This is a genomic window from Variovorax davisae (assembly GCF_030316845.1).
Classification (GTDB): domain Bacteria; phylum Pseudomonadota; class Gammaproteobacteria; order Burkholderiales; family Burkholderiaceae_C; genus Variovorax; species Variovorax davisae.
Genome location: NZ_JASZYS010000006.1, coordinates 91,351 through 105,815, shown reverse-complemented (window position 1 = coordinate 105,815; position 14,465 = coordinate 91,351). Strand labels below are relative to the sequence as shown.

At 69.3% G+C, this 14,465-nt stretch carries 16 protein-coding genes and 1 pseudogene; 10 read left to right on the top strand and 7 right to left on the bottom strand.

The genetic code is table 11. From position 1 onward, the window contains the following. Positions 1 to 4 precede the first annotated feature (4 nt). Complete coding sequence (locus QTI33_RS15470) at positions 5 to 775, bottom strand: enoyl-CoA hydratase/isomerase family protein (RefSeq protein WP_286506952.1); 771 nt, start codon at positions 773 to 775, stop codon at positions 5 to 7. Positions 776 to 1,029: 254 nt separating this feature from the next. Here QTI33_RS15470 and QTI33_RS15465 point away from each other — a divergent pair, with 254 nt between their 5' ends. Further along, positions 1,030 to 1,905, top strand: a complete 876-nt coding sequence (locus tag QTI33_RS15465) for an SMP-30/gluconolactonase/LRE family protein (protein ID WP_286506951.1) — start codon at positions 1,030 to 1,032, stop codon at positions 1,903 to 1,905. A 12-nt stretch (positions 1,906 to 1,917) separates the two neighbouring features. Here QTI33_RS15465 and QTI33_RS15460 read toward each other — a convergent pair whose 3' ends face one another. Beyond that, on the bottom strand, positions 1,918 to 2,874 hold the full coding sequence (locus tag QTI33_RS15460) for a LysR family transcriptional regulator (protein ID WP_286506950.1): 957 nt from the start codon (positions 2,872 to 2,874) through the stop codon (positions 1,918 to 1,920). Between the two features lie 115 nt (positions 2,875 to 2,989). On the opposite strand from QTI33_RS15460, the gene QTI33_RS15455 reads away from it, so the two are divergent. From QTI33_RS15455 to QTI33_RS15415, 9 genes are all read left to right on the top strand, one after another. Next, positions 2,990 to 4,069: an LLM class flavin-dependent oxidoreductase gene (locus QTI33_RS15455; protein WP_286506949.1), complete on the top strand. Its 1,080-nt coding sequence runs from the start codon at positions 2,990 to 2,992 to the stop codon at positions 4,067 to 4,069. 104 nt (positions 4,070 to 4,173) lie between these two features. Then, positions 4,174 to 5,160, top strand: a complete 987-nt coding sequence (locus QTI33_RS15450) for a Bug family tripartite tricarboxylate transporter substrate binding protein (protein WP_286506948.1) — start codon at positions 4,174 to 4,176, stop codon at positions 5,158 to 5,160. Positions 5,161 to 5,333: 173 nt separating this feature from the next. Further along, a complete protein-coding gene (locus tag QTI33_RS15445) occupies positions 5,334 to 6,401 on the top strand; it encodes an LLM class flavin-dependent oxidoreductase (protein WP_286506947.1) in 1,068 nt (355 codons plus the stop codon). 13 nt (positions 6,402 to 6,414) lie between these two features. Beyond that, complete coding sequence (locus QTI33_RS15440; RefSeq protein WP_286506945.1) at positions 6,415 to 7,200, top strand: SDR family NAD(P)-dependent oxidoreductase; 786 nt, start codon at positions 6,415 to 6,417, stop codon at positions 7,198 to 7,200. After that, entirely contained in the window at positions 7,197 to 7,574 is a 378-nt protein-coding gene (locus tag QTI33_RS15435) for a VOC family protein (protein ID WP_286506944.1), read from the top strand. The genes QTI33_RS15440 and QTI33_RS15435 overlap by 4 nt, the downstream gene beginning before the upstream one ends. Next, entirely contained in the window at positions 7,571 to 8,551 is a 981-nt protein-coding gene (locus tag QTI33_RS15430) for a flavin reductase (protein WP_286506943.1), read from the top strand. Before QTI33_RS15435 ends, QTI33_RS15430 begins: the two co-directional genes overlap by 4 nt. A gap of 78 nt (positions 8,552 to 8,629) precedes the next feature. Beyond that, positions 8,630 to 9,487: an ABC transporter ATP-binding protein gene (locus QTI33_RS15425; RefSeq protein WP_286506942.1), complete on the top strand. Its 858-nt coding sequence runs from the start codon at positions 8,630 to 8,632 to the stop codon at positions 9,485 to 9,487. Then, the gene (locus tag QTI33_RS15420; protein WP_286506941.1) at positions 9,484 to 10,320 is read left to right on the top strand and encodes an ABC transporter permease; all 837 of its coding nucleotides are present in this window, start codon (positions 9,484 to 9,486) and stop codon (positions 10,318 to 10,320) included. The genes QTI33_RS15425 and QTI33_RS15420 overlap by 4 nt, the downstream gene beginning before the upstream one ends. 1 nt (position 10,321) lies before the next feature. After that, positions 10,322 to 11,125, top strand: a complete 804-nt coding sequence (locus tag QTI33_RS15415; protein ID WP_286506940.1) for an ABC transporter permease — start codon at positions 10,322 to 10,324, stop codon at positions 11,123 to 11,125. Between the two features lie 10 nt (positions 11,126 to 11,135). Here QTI33_RS15415 and QTI33_RS15410 read toward each other — a convergent pair. The 5 genes and pseudogenes from QTI33_RS15410 to QTI33_RS15390 all read right to left on the bottom strand — a co-directional run bounded on the left by QTI33_RS15410 (position 11,136) and on the right by QTI33_RS15390 (position 14,324). Beyond that, positions 11,136 to 11,596, bottom strand: a pseudogene (locus QTI33_RS15410) (GNAT family N-acetyltransferase). A gap of 9 nt (positions 11,597 to 11,605) precedes the next feature. Further along, the gene (locus QTI33_RS15405) at positions 11,606 to 12,022 is read right to left on the bottom strand and encodes a hypothetical protein (RefSeq protein WP_286506939.1); all 417 of its coding nucleotides are present in this window, start codon (positions 12,020 to 12,022) and stop codon (positions 11,606 to 11,608) included. Next, the gene (locus QTI33_RS15400) at positions 12,019 to 12,423 is read right to left on the bottom strand and encodes a PaaI family thioesterase (protein ID WP_286506938.1); all 405 of its coding nucleotides are present in this window, start codon (positions 12,421 to 12,423) and stop codon (positions 12,019 to 12,021) included. The genes QTI33_RS15405 and QTI33_RS15400 overlap by 4 nt, the downstream gene beginning before the upstream one ends. 186 nt (positions 12,424 to 12,609) lie before the next feature. Then, positions 12,610 to 13,872 (bottom strand): MFS transporter, encoded by a 1,263-nt coding sequence (locus QTI33_RS15395; protein WP_286506937.1) that lies wholly within the window; start codon positions 13,870 to 13,872, stop codon positions 12,610 to 12,612. Then, complete coding sequence (locus QTI33_RS15390; protein WP_286506936.1) at positions 13,872 to 14,324, bottom strand: MarR family winged helix-turn-helix transcriptional regulator; 453 nt, start codon at positions 14,322 to 14,324, stop codon at positions 13,872 to 13,874. Before QTI33_RS15390 ends, QTI33_RS15395 begins: the two co-directional genes overlap by 1 nt. Positions 14,325 to 14,465: the final 141 nt, after the last annotated feature.

The following is a 14,465-nucleotide window of genomic DNA, read 5'->3' as shown; positions in this document are numbered from 1 at the left end:
GGTCTCAGCGTCCCTTGAAAACCGGCGCGCGCTTCTCGAGGAAGGCCATGCGGGCTTCGCGGGCGTCCTCGGTCTTCGACAGGGCCATGGTGAACTCCTGTTCGAAGCGATAGGCATCGCGTTGCGGCATGACGTCCACCATGTTGGCGGCGCGCTTGGCATAGGCGATGGCCAGCGGCGCCTTGGATGCGATCTCGCGCGCCAGCGTCATCGTGAAGGGCAGCAGGTCCTTCTCGGCCAGCACGTCGTCGACCACGTTGCGCTTCAGCAGGTCGTGCGCGCTCAGGCGCTGGCCGGTGAAGAACATGCGGCGCAGGGTGGAGCGGCCGAACAGGGTCTTGAGCATGGAGGCGCCGCCGGCCAGGCCGACGTTGATCTCGGGCATGCCCACGGTGGCGTTCTCCGAGGCATACAGGATGTCGCAGGCGGCGGCCAGGCCGAAGCCGGCGCCCAGCGCCGCGCCGTTGATGGCGGCAATCACGGGCTTGGCGCACTCGCGGATCGCGTTGCCGGTCTCGCGAGTGATGCGGTTGTGGGCGAGGAAGTCGCCGGCGACATCGGCGTCGGGCCGGTCCTTCAGGTCGGCGCCGGCACAGAACACGCTGCCCGCGCCGGTCAGGACGGCGCAGCGGATGTCCGTGCGCTCGGAGATGGCGTCGAAGGTGGCCACCAGCGCGTGGCGCATCTCGCGGCTCAGTGCATTGACCGGCTTGCGGTCCATGGTGACCAGTCCCACGCCGCCTTCCACTTCCAGACGAACCCATTCATCACTCATACGTCACCTCTGCAATAAAAAGACGCTTTGTCTCGGTTTTAATACGCTCGATCGATTATAGAAATCGCGTTGAATTTGATCTCTCATTTTTCCGGGAGAGTGTTCTGCAAAAAATGAAGCATTCCCCGGCGGATGGGTCGGCAGAGGGTCGCTAACATGAACCGAATCCTGTCCATGGGTCGCCATTGTCATTTGCGCAATTGAATTGATTTGGCCGATCCAATTCAATTGAAGATTGCAAATGAAGCGCGAAAATGAATATCCGACGCCTCGGTGATTTGAAGACCGCCCTGGGCGAATGCCCGGTGTGGCACGGGCAGCAGCTCTGGCTGCTGGACTGCCGCGCCGGCCTGGTGCTGGCGCTGGACCCCGACACCGGGGCGGTGACGGCGCGTCACGAGGCGCCCGCGCCCCTGGGCGCGTTCGCCTTCAACGGCGACGACCGCATCGTGCTGGCGCTGAAGGAGGAGATCGCGGCGCTGGACCTGCGCAGCGGTCGGCTGCGCCCGCTGGCGCGCATCGAGCACAGCCATCCCGACCTGCGGCTGAACGACGGCATCGCGCTGGCCGACGGCAGCTTCGTGGTCGGCACCATGCACGTGTTCCGCGCGGCCGACGAGCCGCCGCTGGGCGGGCTGTACCGGCTCGACACCGAGCTGCAGCTGCACAAGCTGGACGAGGGCCTGGGCATCACCAACGGCCCCTGCGTGAACGCGGTGAACGGCCGCCTGCATGTGGCCGACAGCGCCGCGCGGGTCGTCTATTCGTATGCGATCGAGGCCGACGGCCGCCTGGCCGACAAGCAGGTGTTCGTGCGCACCGACGCCCAGGACTCCGGGCCGGATGGCTGCTGCTTCGACAGCGAAGGCGGCCTGTGGACGGCGCTGGTGCGGGTGGGGGCGCTGGCCCGCTTCGACCTGCAGGGCAGGCTGACCCACCAGGTCGCGCTGCCGGTGGCCCACCCGAGCGCGCTGTGCTTCGGCGGGCCGGCGATGGACGACCTGTTCGTCACGACCATCAGCGACAGCGGCCGCCTGAGCGCCTCAGGGCCGCTGGACGGCGCCGTGCTCAAGCTGAGCGGCCTGGGCTTCAGCGGCGCGGCCCGCCCCGAGTGCCGGATGCCGCTGTAGGCCGCGCGGCGGTCAGGCCGCGGGCGGGGCGTCGAGCCCGGCGGCCTTGCTGTGGGCGGAAAAGCGCAGCTCCGGCCCCGCCACGTGCTCGGCCACGAAATCCAGGAACAGGCGGATCTTGGCCGGGATGATGGGGGTGTCGAGGATGGTGGCGTACATGCCCTCGTCGAAGCCCTTGTTGCTGATGCGATGGTCGCTCAGAACCCGGACCAGCCGGCCCTGGCGCAGGTCGTTGTGCACCGTGTAGTCGTCGAGCAGCGCCAGCCCTTCGCCCAGCCGCGCCAGTTCCAGCAGGGCGATGCCGTTGTTGCTGACATGGCGCGGCTTGAACGCGATGGCGCTGGTCTGCGCCGGCTGCTTGAACTGCCAGGTGTATTCGTCGCCGGGCAGCTGGTAGGCCAGGCAATCGTGCGCCAGGATGTCTTCGGGCGCCTGCAGGGCGGGCTTGCCGGCCAGGTAGGCCGGCGTGGCCACCAGGTAGCGATCGCTCTGGAACAGCATGCGGCGCTTGACGCCGGCCTCCACCGGCGGCGAGATCCGGAAATCGATATCGATCTGGCTGCGCCGCAGGTCGGCCGCCGTCTCGCCCAGCGTGAGCTCGATATGGATCTCGGGGTAGCGCTTGCGGAACGCGGCAATCAGCGGCGGCAGCACGCCCAGGCCGAACATCACGCGCGAATGCACCCGCAGCAGGCCCTGCGGCGCGCTGCTGATCGCCGTGATGTTGGTCTGCAGCTCGTTGATGCGCCACAGGATGCCCTCCAACTGGCGCGCGTATTCCTGGCCCGACTCGGTCAGCGCGACCTGGCGCGTGGAGCGCAGCAGGAGCTTGACCTTCAGCTCCTCCTCGATGTCGGTGATCATGCGCGACACGCCGGTGGCGGAGACGCCGAAGCGGCGCGCGGTCTCGGAAAAGTTACGGGTCTGGGAGATGGACAGGAACAGCTCCATGGCGCGCAATCTATCCATCAGTCCTCCAGTCTCCGCAGTTCAGATCTGCAATTTCTTCCATTATCGAATCAGCTGGCCTGCCCGAGAATTTGCGGACCCCTCGCGGGCCCGATTTTTCGCGGAGACAGCACACATGGATTTCGGAATATTCATTCTCGCCCAGCAACGGGGCTATCACCAGACTTCGCAGCAGGTCATCCAGAACTCCATCGAGCAGACTGTTGCTGCGGAGCAGGCCGGCTTCGGCAATGCCTGGTATGCGGAGCATCATTTCAACAATTACTCGCTCTCGCCGTCGCCGTTGATGATGGTCGCCCACATGGCGGCCAAGACGACGCGCATCCGCCTGGGCACGGCGGTCTGCATTCTTCCACTCTACCAGCCGGCCCGCTTCCTGGCCGAGGTCGGTTTCGTCGACACGGTGTCCAACGGGCGCCTGGACCTGGGCGTGGGCTCGGGCTACCAGGAGTTCGAGTTCGAGCGATTCGGCGTCCAGATCGCCGACGCCAGCGCGATCTACAACGAATTCCTGGACATCCTGCCCAAGGGCCTGACGCAGAAGATCTTCGAGTACGAAGGCCGCTTCCTCAAGGTGCCGCCCAGCTCGATCGCGGTGCGCTGCGTCCAGGACCCGATGCCGCCGCTGTGGATCACCTCGGGCAACCCGGTGGCCCTGGGGCGCGGCGTGCGCGAAGGCCACAACCTGTTCGTGACCGCGCTGCTCAACGGCAACGAAGCCATCCAGGGACTGCGCCAGCGCCTCGACAAGGTGGCCGAGGACAACGGCAAGGACCTGGACCGCGACGTGAAGTTCGGCTTCCTGCGCTGCGCCTATGCCTCCGACAACCCCGCCGAGATCGACGCCTACCTGGATTGCGCGCGCTTCCAGCGCCGCATTTCCGAGAGCCTGAAGTTCCGCCGCTCGCAGTCCGACGACGGCTACATGATCAAGGAAGTGCCGTCCGAGACCGACCCCACGATGGAGCAGCTGCGCCGGAACCTGCCGGTGGGCTCGGTCAACCAGGTCATCGACAAGATGCTGGAGGAGATCAGCATCCTGCGCCCCAAGCACATCGCACTGCAGACCCAGCTGGGCGACTTCGACCAGAAGACCATGCTCCGGCAGATCGATCTCTGGGGTGAAAAAATCATCCCCGCCATCCAGAAGGCGTTGGGACGCCAGCAGCCGGCGACCGACGCACTGGCTGCCTGACCCGAATTCCATCGGCAGGCCCCTGGCCCGGGGCACCTGCACCGGGTCCGCACCCGCGGACCCCTATCCCCCAACACTTCGCGCAGTCGAACCAGGAGACAACCATGAACAACACACTCATCCAGCGCCGCACGGTCCTGCTCGGCGGCATGCTGCTCGGCGCCGGCGTCAAGGCCATGGCCGCCCCGGAGCCGTGGCCTTCGCGCCCGATCCGCCTGGTGGTGGCCGGCTCGGCCGGCGCGGGTGGCGACATCTTCGCTCGCCTGATCGCCGAGCCCTTGTCGAGAACGCTGAAGCAGCCGGTGGTGGTGGACGCCAAGCCGGGCGCCAACGGCCTGATCGCCTGCGACACGGTGGCCAAGGCGCCGGGCGACGGCTACACGCTGCTGTTCGCGCCGTCGTCGTCCATCCTCATCAATCCGGTGATCCATCCGAAGCTGCCCTACAACGCGGAGACGGACCTGGTGCCGGTCACGCAGGTCGGCGCCGCGGGCATCCTGCTGATGACGAACCCGAGCACCGGCTTCAAGAACCTGGCCGACATGGTCGCCTACGCCAAGTCGCATCCCGGCAAGCTGGCCTACGGCTCGTGGGGCACGGGCTCGTCCGGCCACCTGGCCATGGAAGGCATCAAGGCGCACTACGGCCTGGACATGCCCCACGTGCCGTACAAGACGATCGTCACCGAAGTCACCGACCTGATCGCCAACAACATCAGCGTCGCCTTCACCGACATCGCGTCGCCCATTCCGCACATGCGCAACGGCCGGCTGGTGGCGCTGGGCCAGACGGGCTCGCAGCGCTGGCCGGCCACCCAGGACGTGCCCACCCTGGCGGAGCAGGGCTACAAGTTCGAGGCCGACGGCTGGTACGGCGTGTTCGCCCCGGCGGGCACCCCGACGGCCATCATCGACCGGCTCAACGAGGAGATCAACCGCCTGCAGAAGACCGACGAGGTGCGCCAGAAGATCGAGGGGCAGAACATGATCGTGCCGCCCAGCCGCACGGCCAAGCAGTTCGCCGCCTCGGTCAAGAAGGACGCCGCCATCTGGCAGGGCCTGGCGAAGGTGACCGACCTGAGCGAGAAATAGGCAGCGCGCACGCGCCGGGGAACGGGGCCTCGAGGCCCCGTTTTTTTTTGCCTCGGACGGCCGATCCCGCGCTTTTTTGCAGGACTGAATCGCGCGCCGACCGTATTCCCGATCGGCGGGTGCGACCGCAGAATTCCTGCATCGCACATCACTCATTGGAAGCGGGGCAAGACATGGAATTCGGCGTATTCATCCTGGCGCAGCAGCGCGGCTATCACCAGACTTCGCAGCAGGTGATCCAGAACTCGATCGAGCAGACCGTGGTGGCCGAGCAGGCCGGCTTCGACACCGCCTGGTACGCGGAGCACCACTTCAACAACTACTCGCTGTCGCCCTCGCCGCTGATGATGATCGCCCACATGGCAGCCAAGACCCGGCGCATCCGCCTGGGCTCCGCCGTGTGCATCCTGCCGCTGTACCACCCGGCGCGCTTCCTGGCCGAGGTGGGCTTCGTCGACACGGTGTCCAACGGCCGGCTGGAGCTCGGCATCGGCTCGGGCTACCAGGCGTTCGAGTTCGAGCGCTTCGGCGTGAAGATCGAGGAGTCGGGCGCGATCTACAACGAGTTCCTGGACATCCTGTCCAAGGGCCTGACGCAGAAGATCGTCGAATACGACGGCCAGTACCTGAAGCTGCCCCCGAGCTCGATCGCCGTGCGTCCGGTGCAGGATCCGATGCCGCCGCTGTGGATCACCTCGGGCAACCCGGTCACGCTGGGCCGCGGCGTGCGCGAAGGCCACAACCTGTTCGTGACGGCGCTGCTCAACGGCACGGAGGCGGTCGCGACGCTGCGCGAGCGGCTCGACAAGGTGGCGGCGGACAACGGCGCCGACCTCGACGAGGACGTGAAGTTCGGCTTCCTGCGCTGCGCCTTCGCCTCCGACAAGGCCTCCGAGATCGACGCCTACCTGGACAACGCGCGCTTCCAGCGCCGCATCTCGGAAAGCCTCAAGTTCCGCCGCGCCCAGTCGGACGACGGCTACATGGTCAAGGAAGTGCCGTCGCCCACCGACCCGAGCTTCGAACAGCTGCGCAAGAACCTGCCGGTGGGTTCGGTCAACCAGGTGATCGACAAGATGCTGGAAGAGATCAGCATCCTGCGGCCCAAGCACATCGCGCTGCAGACCCAGCTGGGCGACTTCGACCAGAAGACCATGCTGCGCCAGATCGAGCTGTGGGGCGAGAAGATCATCCCGGCGATCCGCAAGGAAGTCGATTCGATGAACGCCGTCGCCGCCTGAGGCACCGTCACCGATGCGCGCTCCCCTCGCTTTCGACAAGGCCGCCCTGCAGGGCCGGGTGGCCGTGGTCACCGGTGCCTCCGGCGGCCTGGGCCTGGCCATCTGCCAGCAGCTGCGCGCGATCGGCGCGCAGGTGGTGCAGGCCGACATCAGCCATCCGGCCACGCCGACCGAGGCCGACGGCCTGCTGTCGGTGCACTGCGACATCGCCGAGCCGACATCGGTCGCCGCGCTGGCGGCGCTGACGCGCGCGCGCTTCGGCCGCTGCGACGTGCTGGTCAACAACGCGGCCATCAGCGCGGCGCCGGTGGGTCTCGAGGACCTGCCGATCGAGCTCTGGGACCGGATCTTCCGCGTCAACCTGCGCGGCGCCCTGCTGTGCGCGCAGGCCCTGGTGCCGATGATGTTCGAGCGCGAGGCGGGCAGCATCGTCAACGTGGCGTCGATCGCCGCGCAGGTGCCCACGCGGGTTGGCGCCTACGGGCCGACCAAGGCCGCGCTGCAGGCGTTGACCCGCCAGATGGCCGTGGAATGGGGCCCGCGCGGCATTCGTGCCAACGCCGTCAGCCCCGGCATGATCCGCACGCCGCTGTCGGAGCCGCACTACCGCGACGAGGGCACGTTGCAGGCCCGCACCTCCAGGATTCCCGCCCGCCGCCTCGGGCTGCCGGCGGACATCGCGGATGCCGTGTGCTTCCTGGCCAGCGATGCGTCCGCCTACGTCAACGGGCAGGACATCGTGGTCGACGGCGGCTTCCTGAAGGCCTCGCTCACCAATCTCTACGGAAGTTCGCCATGAATCCCGCCATCGAATCGCCCAAGCGGCTGCAGAACGTGTTCGTGGTGGCCGAACGGCCCGCCGAGCTCCATGCCTTCTACGCATCGGCGCTCGGGCTCCAGCTCAAGTTCCGCGACCAGGACCGCTGGATCCAGTACGGGGTGGGCAACACCAGCGTCGCGCTGGCCTGCCGCGAAGAAGCGGTGCCGGCGACTTCCGGCGTCGTCATGGTGTTCGAGGTGGAGGACTTCGCCGCCACCGCGCAGCGGGTCGCCGCCTTGGGCGGCGAGGTGCTCGGCATGCGCGACATGGGCGCGCACGGCGCGGTGCTGTCGCTGCGCGACCCCGAGGGCAACATCGTCCAACTCTTCAAGCGCCAGGGGAGCACGCCATGAGCCAGCCGACGCCGCACACCGAGCCCATCGACCCCAAGCTGTTCCGCCAGCTGCTGGGCTGCTTCCCCACCGGGGTGGCCGTCATCACGACCCGCACGCCGGACGGCAAGCCGGTCGGGCTGACCTGCAACTCCTTCAGCTCGGTCTCGCTGGAGCCGCCGCTGGTGCTGTTCAGCCTGCGCAAGGCGAGCAGCCTGCTGGGCACCTTCGTGGAGGCCGACAGCTTCGCCATCAACATCCTGTCGCAGAGCCAGGACCAGCTGTCCGGGCGTTTCGCGTCGAGCAAGATCGCCGACAAGTTCGAGGGCGTGGCCTGGCGTCCCGGCCCGCTCGGGACGCCGCTGGTCGACGACTGCCTGGCCAGCTTCGAGTGCCGGGTCCATGCCCGCCACGAGGCCGGCGACCACGAGATCTTCATCGGCGAGGTGAAGCACATGCACAGCGGCTGCGCCGACCATGCCCTGGTGTTCTACAAGGGTGCCTACATGATGCTGGCCGAGTCGCTGCGCCAGCGGGTGCTCGAAGGGCAGTTGGGATCGGTCGACATCGACGAGGCCTACCGCGCGCTCTACGGCAAGCTGCTGCGGCTGGCTTGCGACCGGGCCAGCGCCGAGGAGGTGGACGAGATCGAGGCCGCCGTCGACGAGATCGAGCAGCACCAGGACGCGGACGCGCTGCCGCGGCGCATCGAGGCGACGGCGCGCTTCTTCTCGTCGATCAGCCTGGCCGGCCACAACGAAGCGCTGCGGCTCATGGCCCAGACCATGACCACCGTGCTGCGCGAGCGCATGACGCACGTGATCCCGGTGCGACCCCGGCCCGACGTGTTCCCGCTGCGGCGCAAGGTGGTCCGGTGCCTGCGGGCGCGTGACCCCGAGGGCGCCGTGGCTGCGCTGGACGAACTGATCACGATGCTGCGCAAGGACGATGCGGCGCAGGTCGAGCAGGGCGGGGTGGCGGCGCCGGTCGAACCCTGACCGCTGCGGCGCAAGGGCGGCAAGCGTTCCCCTAGAATCCGCCCCCCGCCTTCCTGCCCACGCCGTGGGTGCCGCACCATGCCCCACATCCGCGTCGAGCGCCTCGTCAAGACCTATCGCATCTCCGAGCGCGATCCGGGCCTGCTCGGGGCGATGCGCGGCCTGCTGCAGCGGCGCCAGCGCACGGTCGAGGCCTTGTCCGGCGTCTCCTTCGCGCTGGAGCGCGGCGAGCTGCTCGGCTTCATCGGACCGAACGGCGCCGGCAAGTCCACCACCATCAAGATCCTGGCCGGCATCCTGCGGCCGGACAGCGGGCGGGTGGAGGTCGGCGGGCGCGACCCCTTCGCCGATCGCGAGCGGCATGTCGGCCGCATCGGCGTGGTGTTCGGGCAGCGCACCCAGCTGTGGTGGGACCTGCCGGTGGGCGAGGGCTTCGACCTGCTGCGCGACATCTACCGCGTCGAGCCGGCGCGCTACCGGCGCACCCGCGACGAGCTGGTGGCCTTGCTCAGGCTCGAGCGCGTGCTCGACCAGCCGGTGCGCCAGCTGTCGCTCGGCCAGCGCATGCGCGCCGAGATCGCCTCCGCGCTGCTGCACGAGCCCGACCTGCTGTTCCTTGACGAGCCGACCATCGGCCTCGACGCGCCGTCGAAGCTGGCGGTGCGCGACTTCGTGCGGCGTGCCAACCGCGAGCGCGGCACGACCGTGCTGCTGACCACCCACGACATGCACGACATCGAGGCGCTGGCCGAGCGCGTGATCGTCATCGGCCACGGCCGCGTGCTGGCCGACAGCCCGGTGGAAGCCCTGCGGGCCCAGGTGCTGGCCGCGCGCAGCGCGGCGCAGCCGCCGGGCGAGGACATGCGGCTCGAAGACCTGGCGATCGAAGAGGTGATTTCACGCTTCTACGCCATGCATGGCGCGGCCGAGGCATGAGGCTGCAGGATCTGCTGCGGCCCTACACGGCCGCCTTCGCCTCGCGCTTCCTGCAGATGCTGCAGTACCGCACGGCGGCGCTCGCCGGCTTCGGCACCCAATGCTGGTGGGGCGGCATCAAGGTGATGGTGCTGGCCGCCTTCTATGGCGGCGCCGAGGCGGGCGATGTCCCGATGACGCTGGCGCACGCGATCACCTACACCTGGCTGGCGCAGGGCCTGCTCACGCTGCTGCCCTGGGCCGGCGACCCCGAGGTGGCGCAGGCGGTGCGCACCGGTTCCGTCGCCTACGACCGGCTGCGGCCGGTCGATGCCTATGCGCTGTGGTACGTGCGCAGCGCGGGCTGGATCGCGGCGCGCGTGCTGCCGCGGCTGGCCCTGATGGTGGCCTTCGCCGGCGTCGCCCTGCCGCTGCTGGGATGGGGCGAATGGGGCTGGCAGCCGCCCGCGGGCCTGGCGGGCGCACTGGCCTTTGCCGTTTCCGCGCTGCTGGCGCTGCTGCTGTCGGCGGCGCTCGTGATGCTGCTCAACGTGGCGGCCGCCGCGGCGCTCAACGAGCGCGGCATCAACGCGCTGGCGGCGCCGGTGGTGATCGTGCTGTCGGGCAACCTGCTGCCGCTGGCCCTGCTGCCCGACCCCTGGCAGACGGCCCTGCTGCTGCAGCCGCTGGCCGGCCTGATGGACATTCCGATGCGGCTCTACGTGGCGCAGTTCACGGGCTGGCAGGCGCTGGGCGGGCTGGCGCTGCAGGCCGGCTGGACCGTCGTGCTGGTGCTGCTCGGCCGCTGGTGCATGGCGCGCACGATGCGCCGGCTCGAAGTGCAGGGCGGTTGAAATGAACGGGTTTTCGCTCTTCTTCCGGCTCGTGGCCGGCTCGCTGCGGGGGCAGGCCCGCTATCCGGCCTCGGCCCTGATGCTGACGGTGTCGCAGTTCCTGGTGACCGGCATCGAGGTGGTCGCGATCTGGGCCCTGTTCGATCGCTTCGGCAGCGTGCAGGGCTGGCGCATCGGCGAGGTGGCGCTGTTCTACGGCCTGGTCAACGTGATGTTCGCGCTGGCCGACGCGCTCGGGCGCGGCTTCGACGTGCTGGGCACCGAGTTCCTGCGCACCGGCGCCTTCGACCGCCTGCTGCTGCGGCCGCGCGCGCTGGCGCTGCAGCTGGTAGGGCACGACCTGCGCATCAGCCGCCTGGGCCGGCTGCTGCAGGGCCTGCTGGTGCTGGTGTTCGCCAGCCTGCAGGCGCCGATCGCCTGGACGCCGGCGCACCTGGCGCTGGCGCTGTTCGCGATCGGCGGCGGCGTGGCGCTGTTTCTCGGCATCCTGGTGCTGCAGGGCACGCTGGCCTTCTGGACCGTCGAGAGCCTGGAGGTCGCCAACGTCTTCACCTATGGCGGCGTGGAAGCCGGCCAGTACCCGATCGCGTTGTACGCGCGCTGGTTCCGGCGCCTGCTGACCTTCGTCGTGCCGCTGGCCTGCGTCAGCTACTACCCGGGGCTGGCGATCCTCGGGCGGGCCGACCCGTTCGGTGCGCCGGCATGGGTGGGATGGATCTCGCCGTCGGCCGGCTTCGCCTTCCTCGCGCTCTCGTTCGCGGCCTGGGCCAGGGGCGTGCGGCACTATGCCTCGACGGGGAGCTGAGGCGCGGGCGTCAGAGCAGCTTTCGGTAGACCACGAAGCCGGATTTCTCGGCCACCCGGTCGTAGAGCCGCATCGCCGTGGCGTTGGTCTCGTGGGTCTGCCAGTACACCCTTGGCGAACCGCCGCCGCTGCATGCGCGCAGACCGCTTCGATCAGGGCGCGCGCGACGCCCCGGCCCCGGGCCGCCTCGACCGTGAACAGGTCCTGCAGGTAGCAGCTCATGCCGATCTGGGTGGTGCTGCGGTGGTAGAGGCAATGCGCCAGGCCCAGCACGCCGTCGGCACCCTCGGCGACCAGCGCGTGCATCGGCTCCTCGGGGTCGAGGAAGCGCGCCCACGTGGTGGCCGTGATCTCGGCCGGCAACGCGGTCGGACCGCTGCGGCCATAGAAGGCGTTGTAGCCGTCCCAGAGAGGCTTCCAGGCCGCGAAGTCGGGCTGCGAGACGGGGCGGATGCGAAACGATGTGTCCATGTCGAGCGCTCAGGTCCAGCGCACCGTCAGGATGCACGCGGTCTGGATGCCGAAGGCGCGGTGGTGGATGCCGGGGCCCCAGATCACGAAGTCGCCATGGCGGCGCAGGGTGTGCGCGAGGCTGTCCGCGGGCGCGAAGTCGGCGCGGGTCGAGAACTCGATGCGGAACTCGCTCTGCGCATCGACCAGCATCGACAGGGTCCGGCCTTCGCTGAGCGGCTTGGGGTCGCCGTTCGGATGGCCGGCCGGATGCCGGAAGTACTTGATGCACGGTCCGCCCGTCGTCGTGCCGTCGGCCACGTGGCGCAGCGCCGTCGACGGGGCGTGGGTCCATGCGCCGAAGCCGACGAACCAGCCAGTGCCCTGGGTGTCCAGGTCGCCGGCATTGCCGAATTCGACGCCTTGCAGGAGCGACGGCCTGCTCATGCGCGGGCCGGGCGCAGCAGCTTGCCGGTCGACGAGGCGCGCACCAGCAGGACGCCGCCTTCGGAGAAGAGATCGGCCTCGAGGAAGACGACGCTGCGCCCCCAGCGCAGCACCCGCGCCTCGACCTCGTAGGCGGCGACCCCGACCCGCTCGAGAAACGACACCTTGAGCTCGAGGCTCGCCAGGGCGGCCTCGGGATCGCGCGCGATGACGGCGAAGGCCATGGCGCTGTCGAGCCAGGCCGTGATCAGGCCGCCCTGCACCACGGTGCCCTGGGTGTGGGCGAACTCGGGCCGTGCGGTGTAGCGCACGCGGGCGATGCCGGCTTCGTGGTCGACGCGAAGCACTTCGGTGAACCCGATGGCGTGCATCAGGTCTTTGGGGAACTTGCTGAGGTCCATGGCGGCTCGTGTGGCGGTTGTCTCGGTAGGGCATATTCTCTGCGAGACGGCCCGGATGGCCGCGCTGTGCGTGACCCGGGCGGGCGCACAGATCGCCATCCCGAAGCGGGTGGATGTCGCGGCGATGCCACCCGTGCCGGCGCCGTCCGCGGTGGCCGTGCGTCGGGCGGCGGCTGATCGCGGATCTCAGGGCGGGGGCGGCACCACGCGGTAGCGCAGCCGGCGCCCTTCGAGTCGCAGGCGCAGGCCGTGGTGCCTGAACAGGTAGCGCAGGCCGATCGCCACGGCGCCGAAGCCCGAGGCGGCCGCCACCCCCATGGCCCAGCGCGGGCCGAAGGTGTCGGCCACCCAGCCCACCACCGGCGCGCCGATGGGCGTGCTGCCGAGCAGGATCGCCAGCAGGATCGCGATGACGCGGCCGCGCAGGGCCGGGTCGGTGGACAGCTGCACCATGCCGTTGGTGGAGGTGGTAAGCGTCTGCGCCGCCGCGCCGGTCACGACCAGGGCAATGCCGAAGCCGACCACGTTGGGCATCAGCGCCGCCGCGAGGCAGCCGAAGCCGAACGCGGCCGAGCCGACCAGCAACAGCCCGAAACGCGGCTGCGCACGGCGCGCCGCCAGCAGCGCGCCGGTGACCGAGCCGATGGCCATCGTGGAGGAGAGCAGGCCGTACTGGCCGGGGCCGCCGTGGAAGGCGCCGACCGACATGGTGGAGATGAAGATGGGGAAGTTCAGGCCGAAGGTGGCGACCAGGAACAGCATGGCCAGCAGGGCGCGCAGGTCGGGGCGGCGCCAGACATAGCGGAAGCCCTCCATCAGGCTGCCGCCGTTGCGCCCCGCCGCGCCCTGGCGCGGAAAAAGCTCGCCCTGGCGCAGGCAGGCCAGCGAGGTCAGCACGGCCACGAAGGACAGCGCGTTGAGCAGGAAGGCCTCGCCCGGCCCGGTGGCCGCGATCACCAGCCCGGCCACCGCCGGCCCCACCATGCGGGCGGCATTGAAGGAGGTGGAATTGAGGGCCACCGCATTGGACAGTTCGCTCTCCGACACCAACTCGGCCACGAAAGTCTGCCGGGCCGGCGCATCGAAGGCCGCCACGCAGCCCAGCAGCAGCGCGAACACGTAGACATGCCACAGCTGCGCCATGCCGCTCACCGTGAGCAGGCCCAGCCCGAGCGCCAGCAGGCCCATGGCCGCCTGGGTCGCCATCAGCAGCTTGCGCCGGTCCAGGCGATCGGCCGCGAGGCCGGTGAAGGGCAGCAGCACCAGCTGCGGGCCGAACTGCAGCGCCATCACGGTGCCGACGGCGGTGGCGTTGTGGTTCGTCAGGTGCGTCAGCACCAGCCAGTCCTGGGCGGTGCGCTGCATCCAGGTGCCGACGTTGGACACCAGCGCGCCGGCCGCCCACAAGCGGTAGTTGCGGTTGCGCAGGGATCGGAAGGTCCGGCTCATCAGGCCTCCAGCAGTCGCTGGAGCAGCCGCACCGCGCCGGCCAGCTGCCGCTGCTCGGCCGCCGAGTAGCGCGCCGATATCGTGCGCTGCAGCCAGTCTTCGCGCGCGGCCCGGACCTGGCGGAACACCTTGCGCGCCTGCGGGGTGAGCGACAGCAGCGTGCGCCGGCCGTCCGCGGGGTCCGGCGCGCCCCTGACATGGCCGGCCTCGATCAGCGAAGCCACGGTGGCGCCCATGGACTGGGAACGCACGCCTTCGGCCAGCGCCAGTTCGGTCACGGTGGCGGCGTCCTGGCGCTCCAGCCGCAACAGGACCGCGCGCTGGGATTCGGTCCAGTCGGCGACCGAGGCTTCCTGCCGCAGGCGGCGGCGCAGCTGCGAGGCCAGCATGCGAAGGTCCACCGCCAGCGCGTGGGGGGCGTCGGTTTCGGGGGCAGCGAGGGGGTCGTGCATGCGTTCGGTTGGACAGGACAACTACAAAGTTTAGCTTCTTATCCGGACCCTTGCCGGTGCTCGGACATGGCGCGCTCCTCCACAAAGACAATAAAGTTCGTGATGCTGCGGACGCCAGGCAGCCGGCCTCGGCGACGCCGA

Coding starts and splice junctions, on each gene's coding strand:
- QTI33_RS15470 (WP_286506952.1), bottom strand. CDS start 775: ATGAGTGATGAATGGGTTCGTCTGGAAGTGGAAGGCGGCGTGGGACTG.
- QTI33_RS15465 (WP_286506951.1), top strand. CDS start 1,030: ATGAATATCCGACGCCTCGGTGATTTGAAGACCGCCCTGGGCGAATGC.
- QTI33_RS15460 (WP_286506950.1), bottom strand. CDS start 2,874: ATGGATAGATTGCGCGCCATGGAGCTGTTCCTGTCCATCTCCCAGACC.
- QTI33_RS15455 (WP_286506949.1), top strand. CDS start 2,990: ATGGATTTCGGAATATTCATTCTCGCCCAGCAACGGGGCTATCACCAG.
- QTI33_RS15450 (WP_286506948.1), top strand. CDS start 4,174: ATGAACAACACACTCATCCAGCGCCGCACGGTCCTGCTCGGCGGCATG.
- QTI33_RS15445 (WP_286506947.1), top strand. CDS start 5,334: ATGGAATTCGGCGTATTCATCCTGGCGCAGCAGCGCGGCTATCACCAG.
- QTI33_RS15440 (WP_286506945.1), top strand. CDS start 6,415: ATGCGCGCTCCCCTCGCTTTCGACAAGGCCGCCCTGCAGGGCCGGGTG.
- QTI33_RS15435 (WP_286506944.1), top strand. CDS start 7,197: ATGAATCCCGCCATCGAATCGCCCAAGCGGCTGCAGAACGTGTTCGTG.
- QTI33_RS15430 (WP_286506943.1), top strand. CDS start 7,571: ATGAGCCAGCCGACGCCGCACACCGAGCCCATCGACCCCAAGCTGTTC.
- QTI33_RS15425 (WP_286506942.1), top strand. CDS start 8,630: ATGCCCCACATCCGCGTCGAGCGCCTCGTCAAGACCTATCGCATCTCC.
- QTI33_RS15420 (WP_286506941.1), top strand. CDS start 9,484: ATGAGGCTGCAGGATCTGCTGCGGCCCTACACGGCCGCCTTCGCCTCG.
- QTI33_RS15415 (WP_286506940.1), top strand. CDS start 10,322: ATGAACGGGTTTTCGCTCTTCTTCCGGCTCGTGGCCGGCTCGCTGCGG.
- QTI33_RS15405 (WP_286506939.1), bottom strand. CDS start 12,022: ATGAGCAGGCCGTCGCTCCTGCAAGGCGTCGAATTCGGCAATGCCGGC.
- QTI33_RS15400 (WP_286506938.1), bottom strand. CDS start 12,423: ATGGACCTCAGCAAGTTCCCCAAAGACCTGATGCACGCCATCGGGTTC.
- QTI33_RS15395 (WP_286506937.1), bottom strand. CDS start 13,872: ATGAGCCGGACCTTCCGATCCCTGCGCAACCGCAACTACCGCTTGTGG.
- QTI33_RS15390 (WP_286506936.1), bottom strand. CDS start 14,324: ATGCACGACCCCCTCGCTGCCCCCGAAACCGACGCCCCCCACGCGCTG.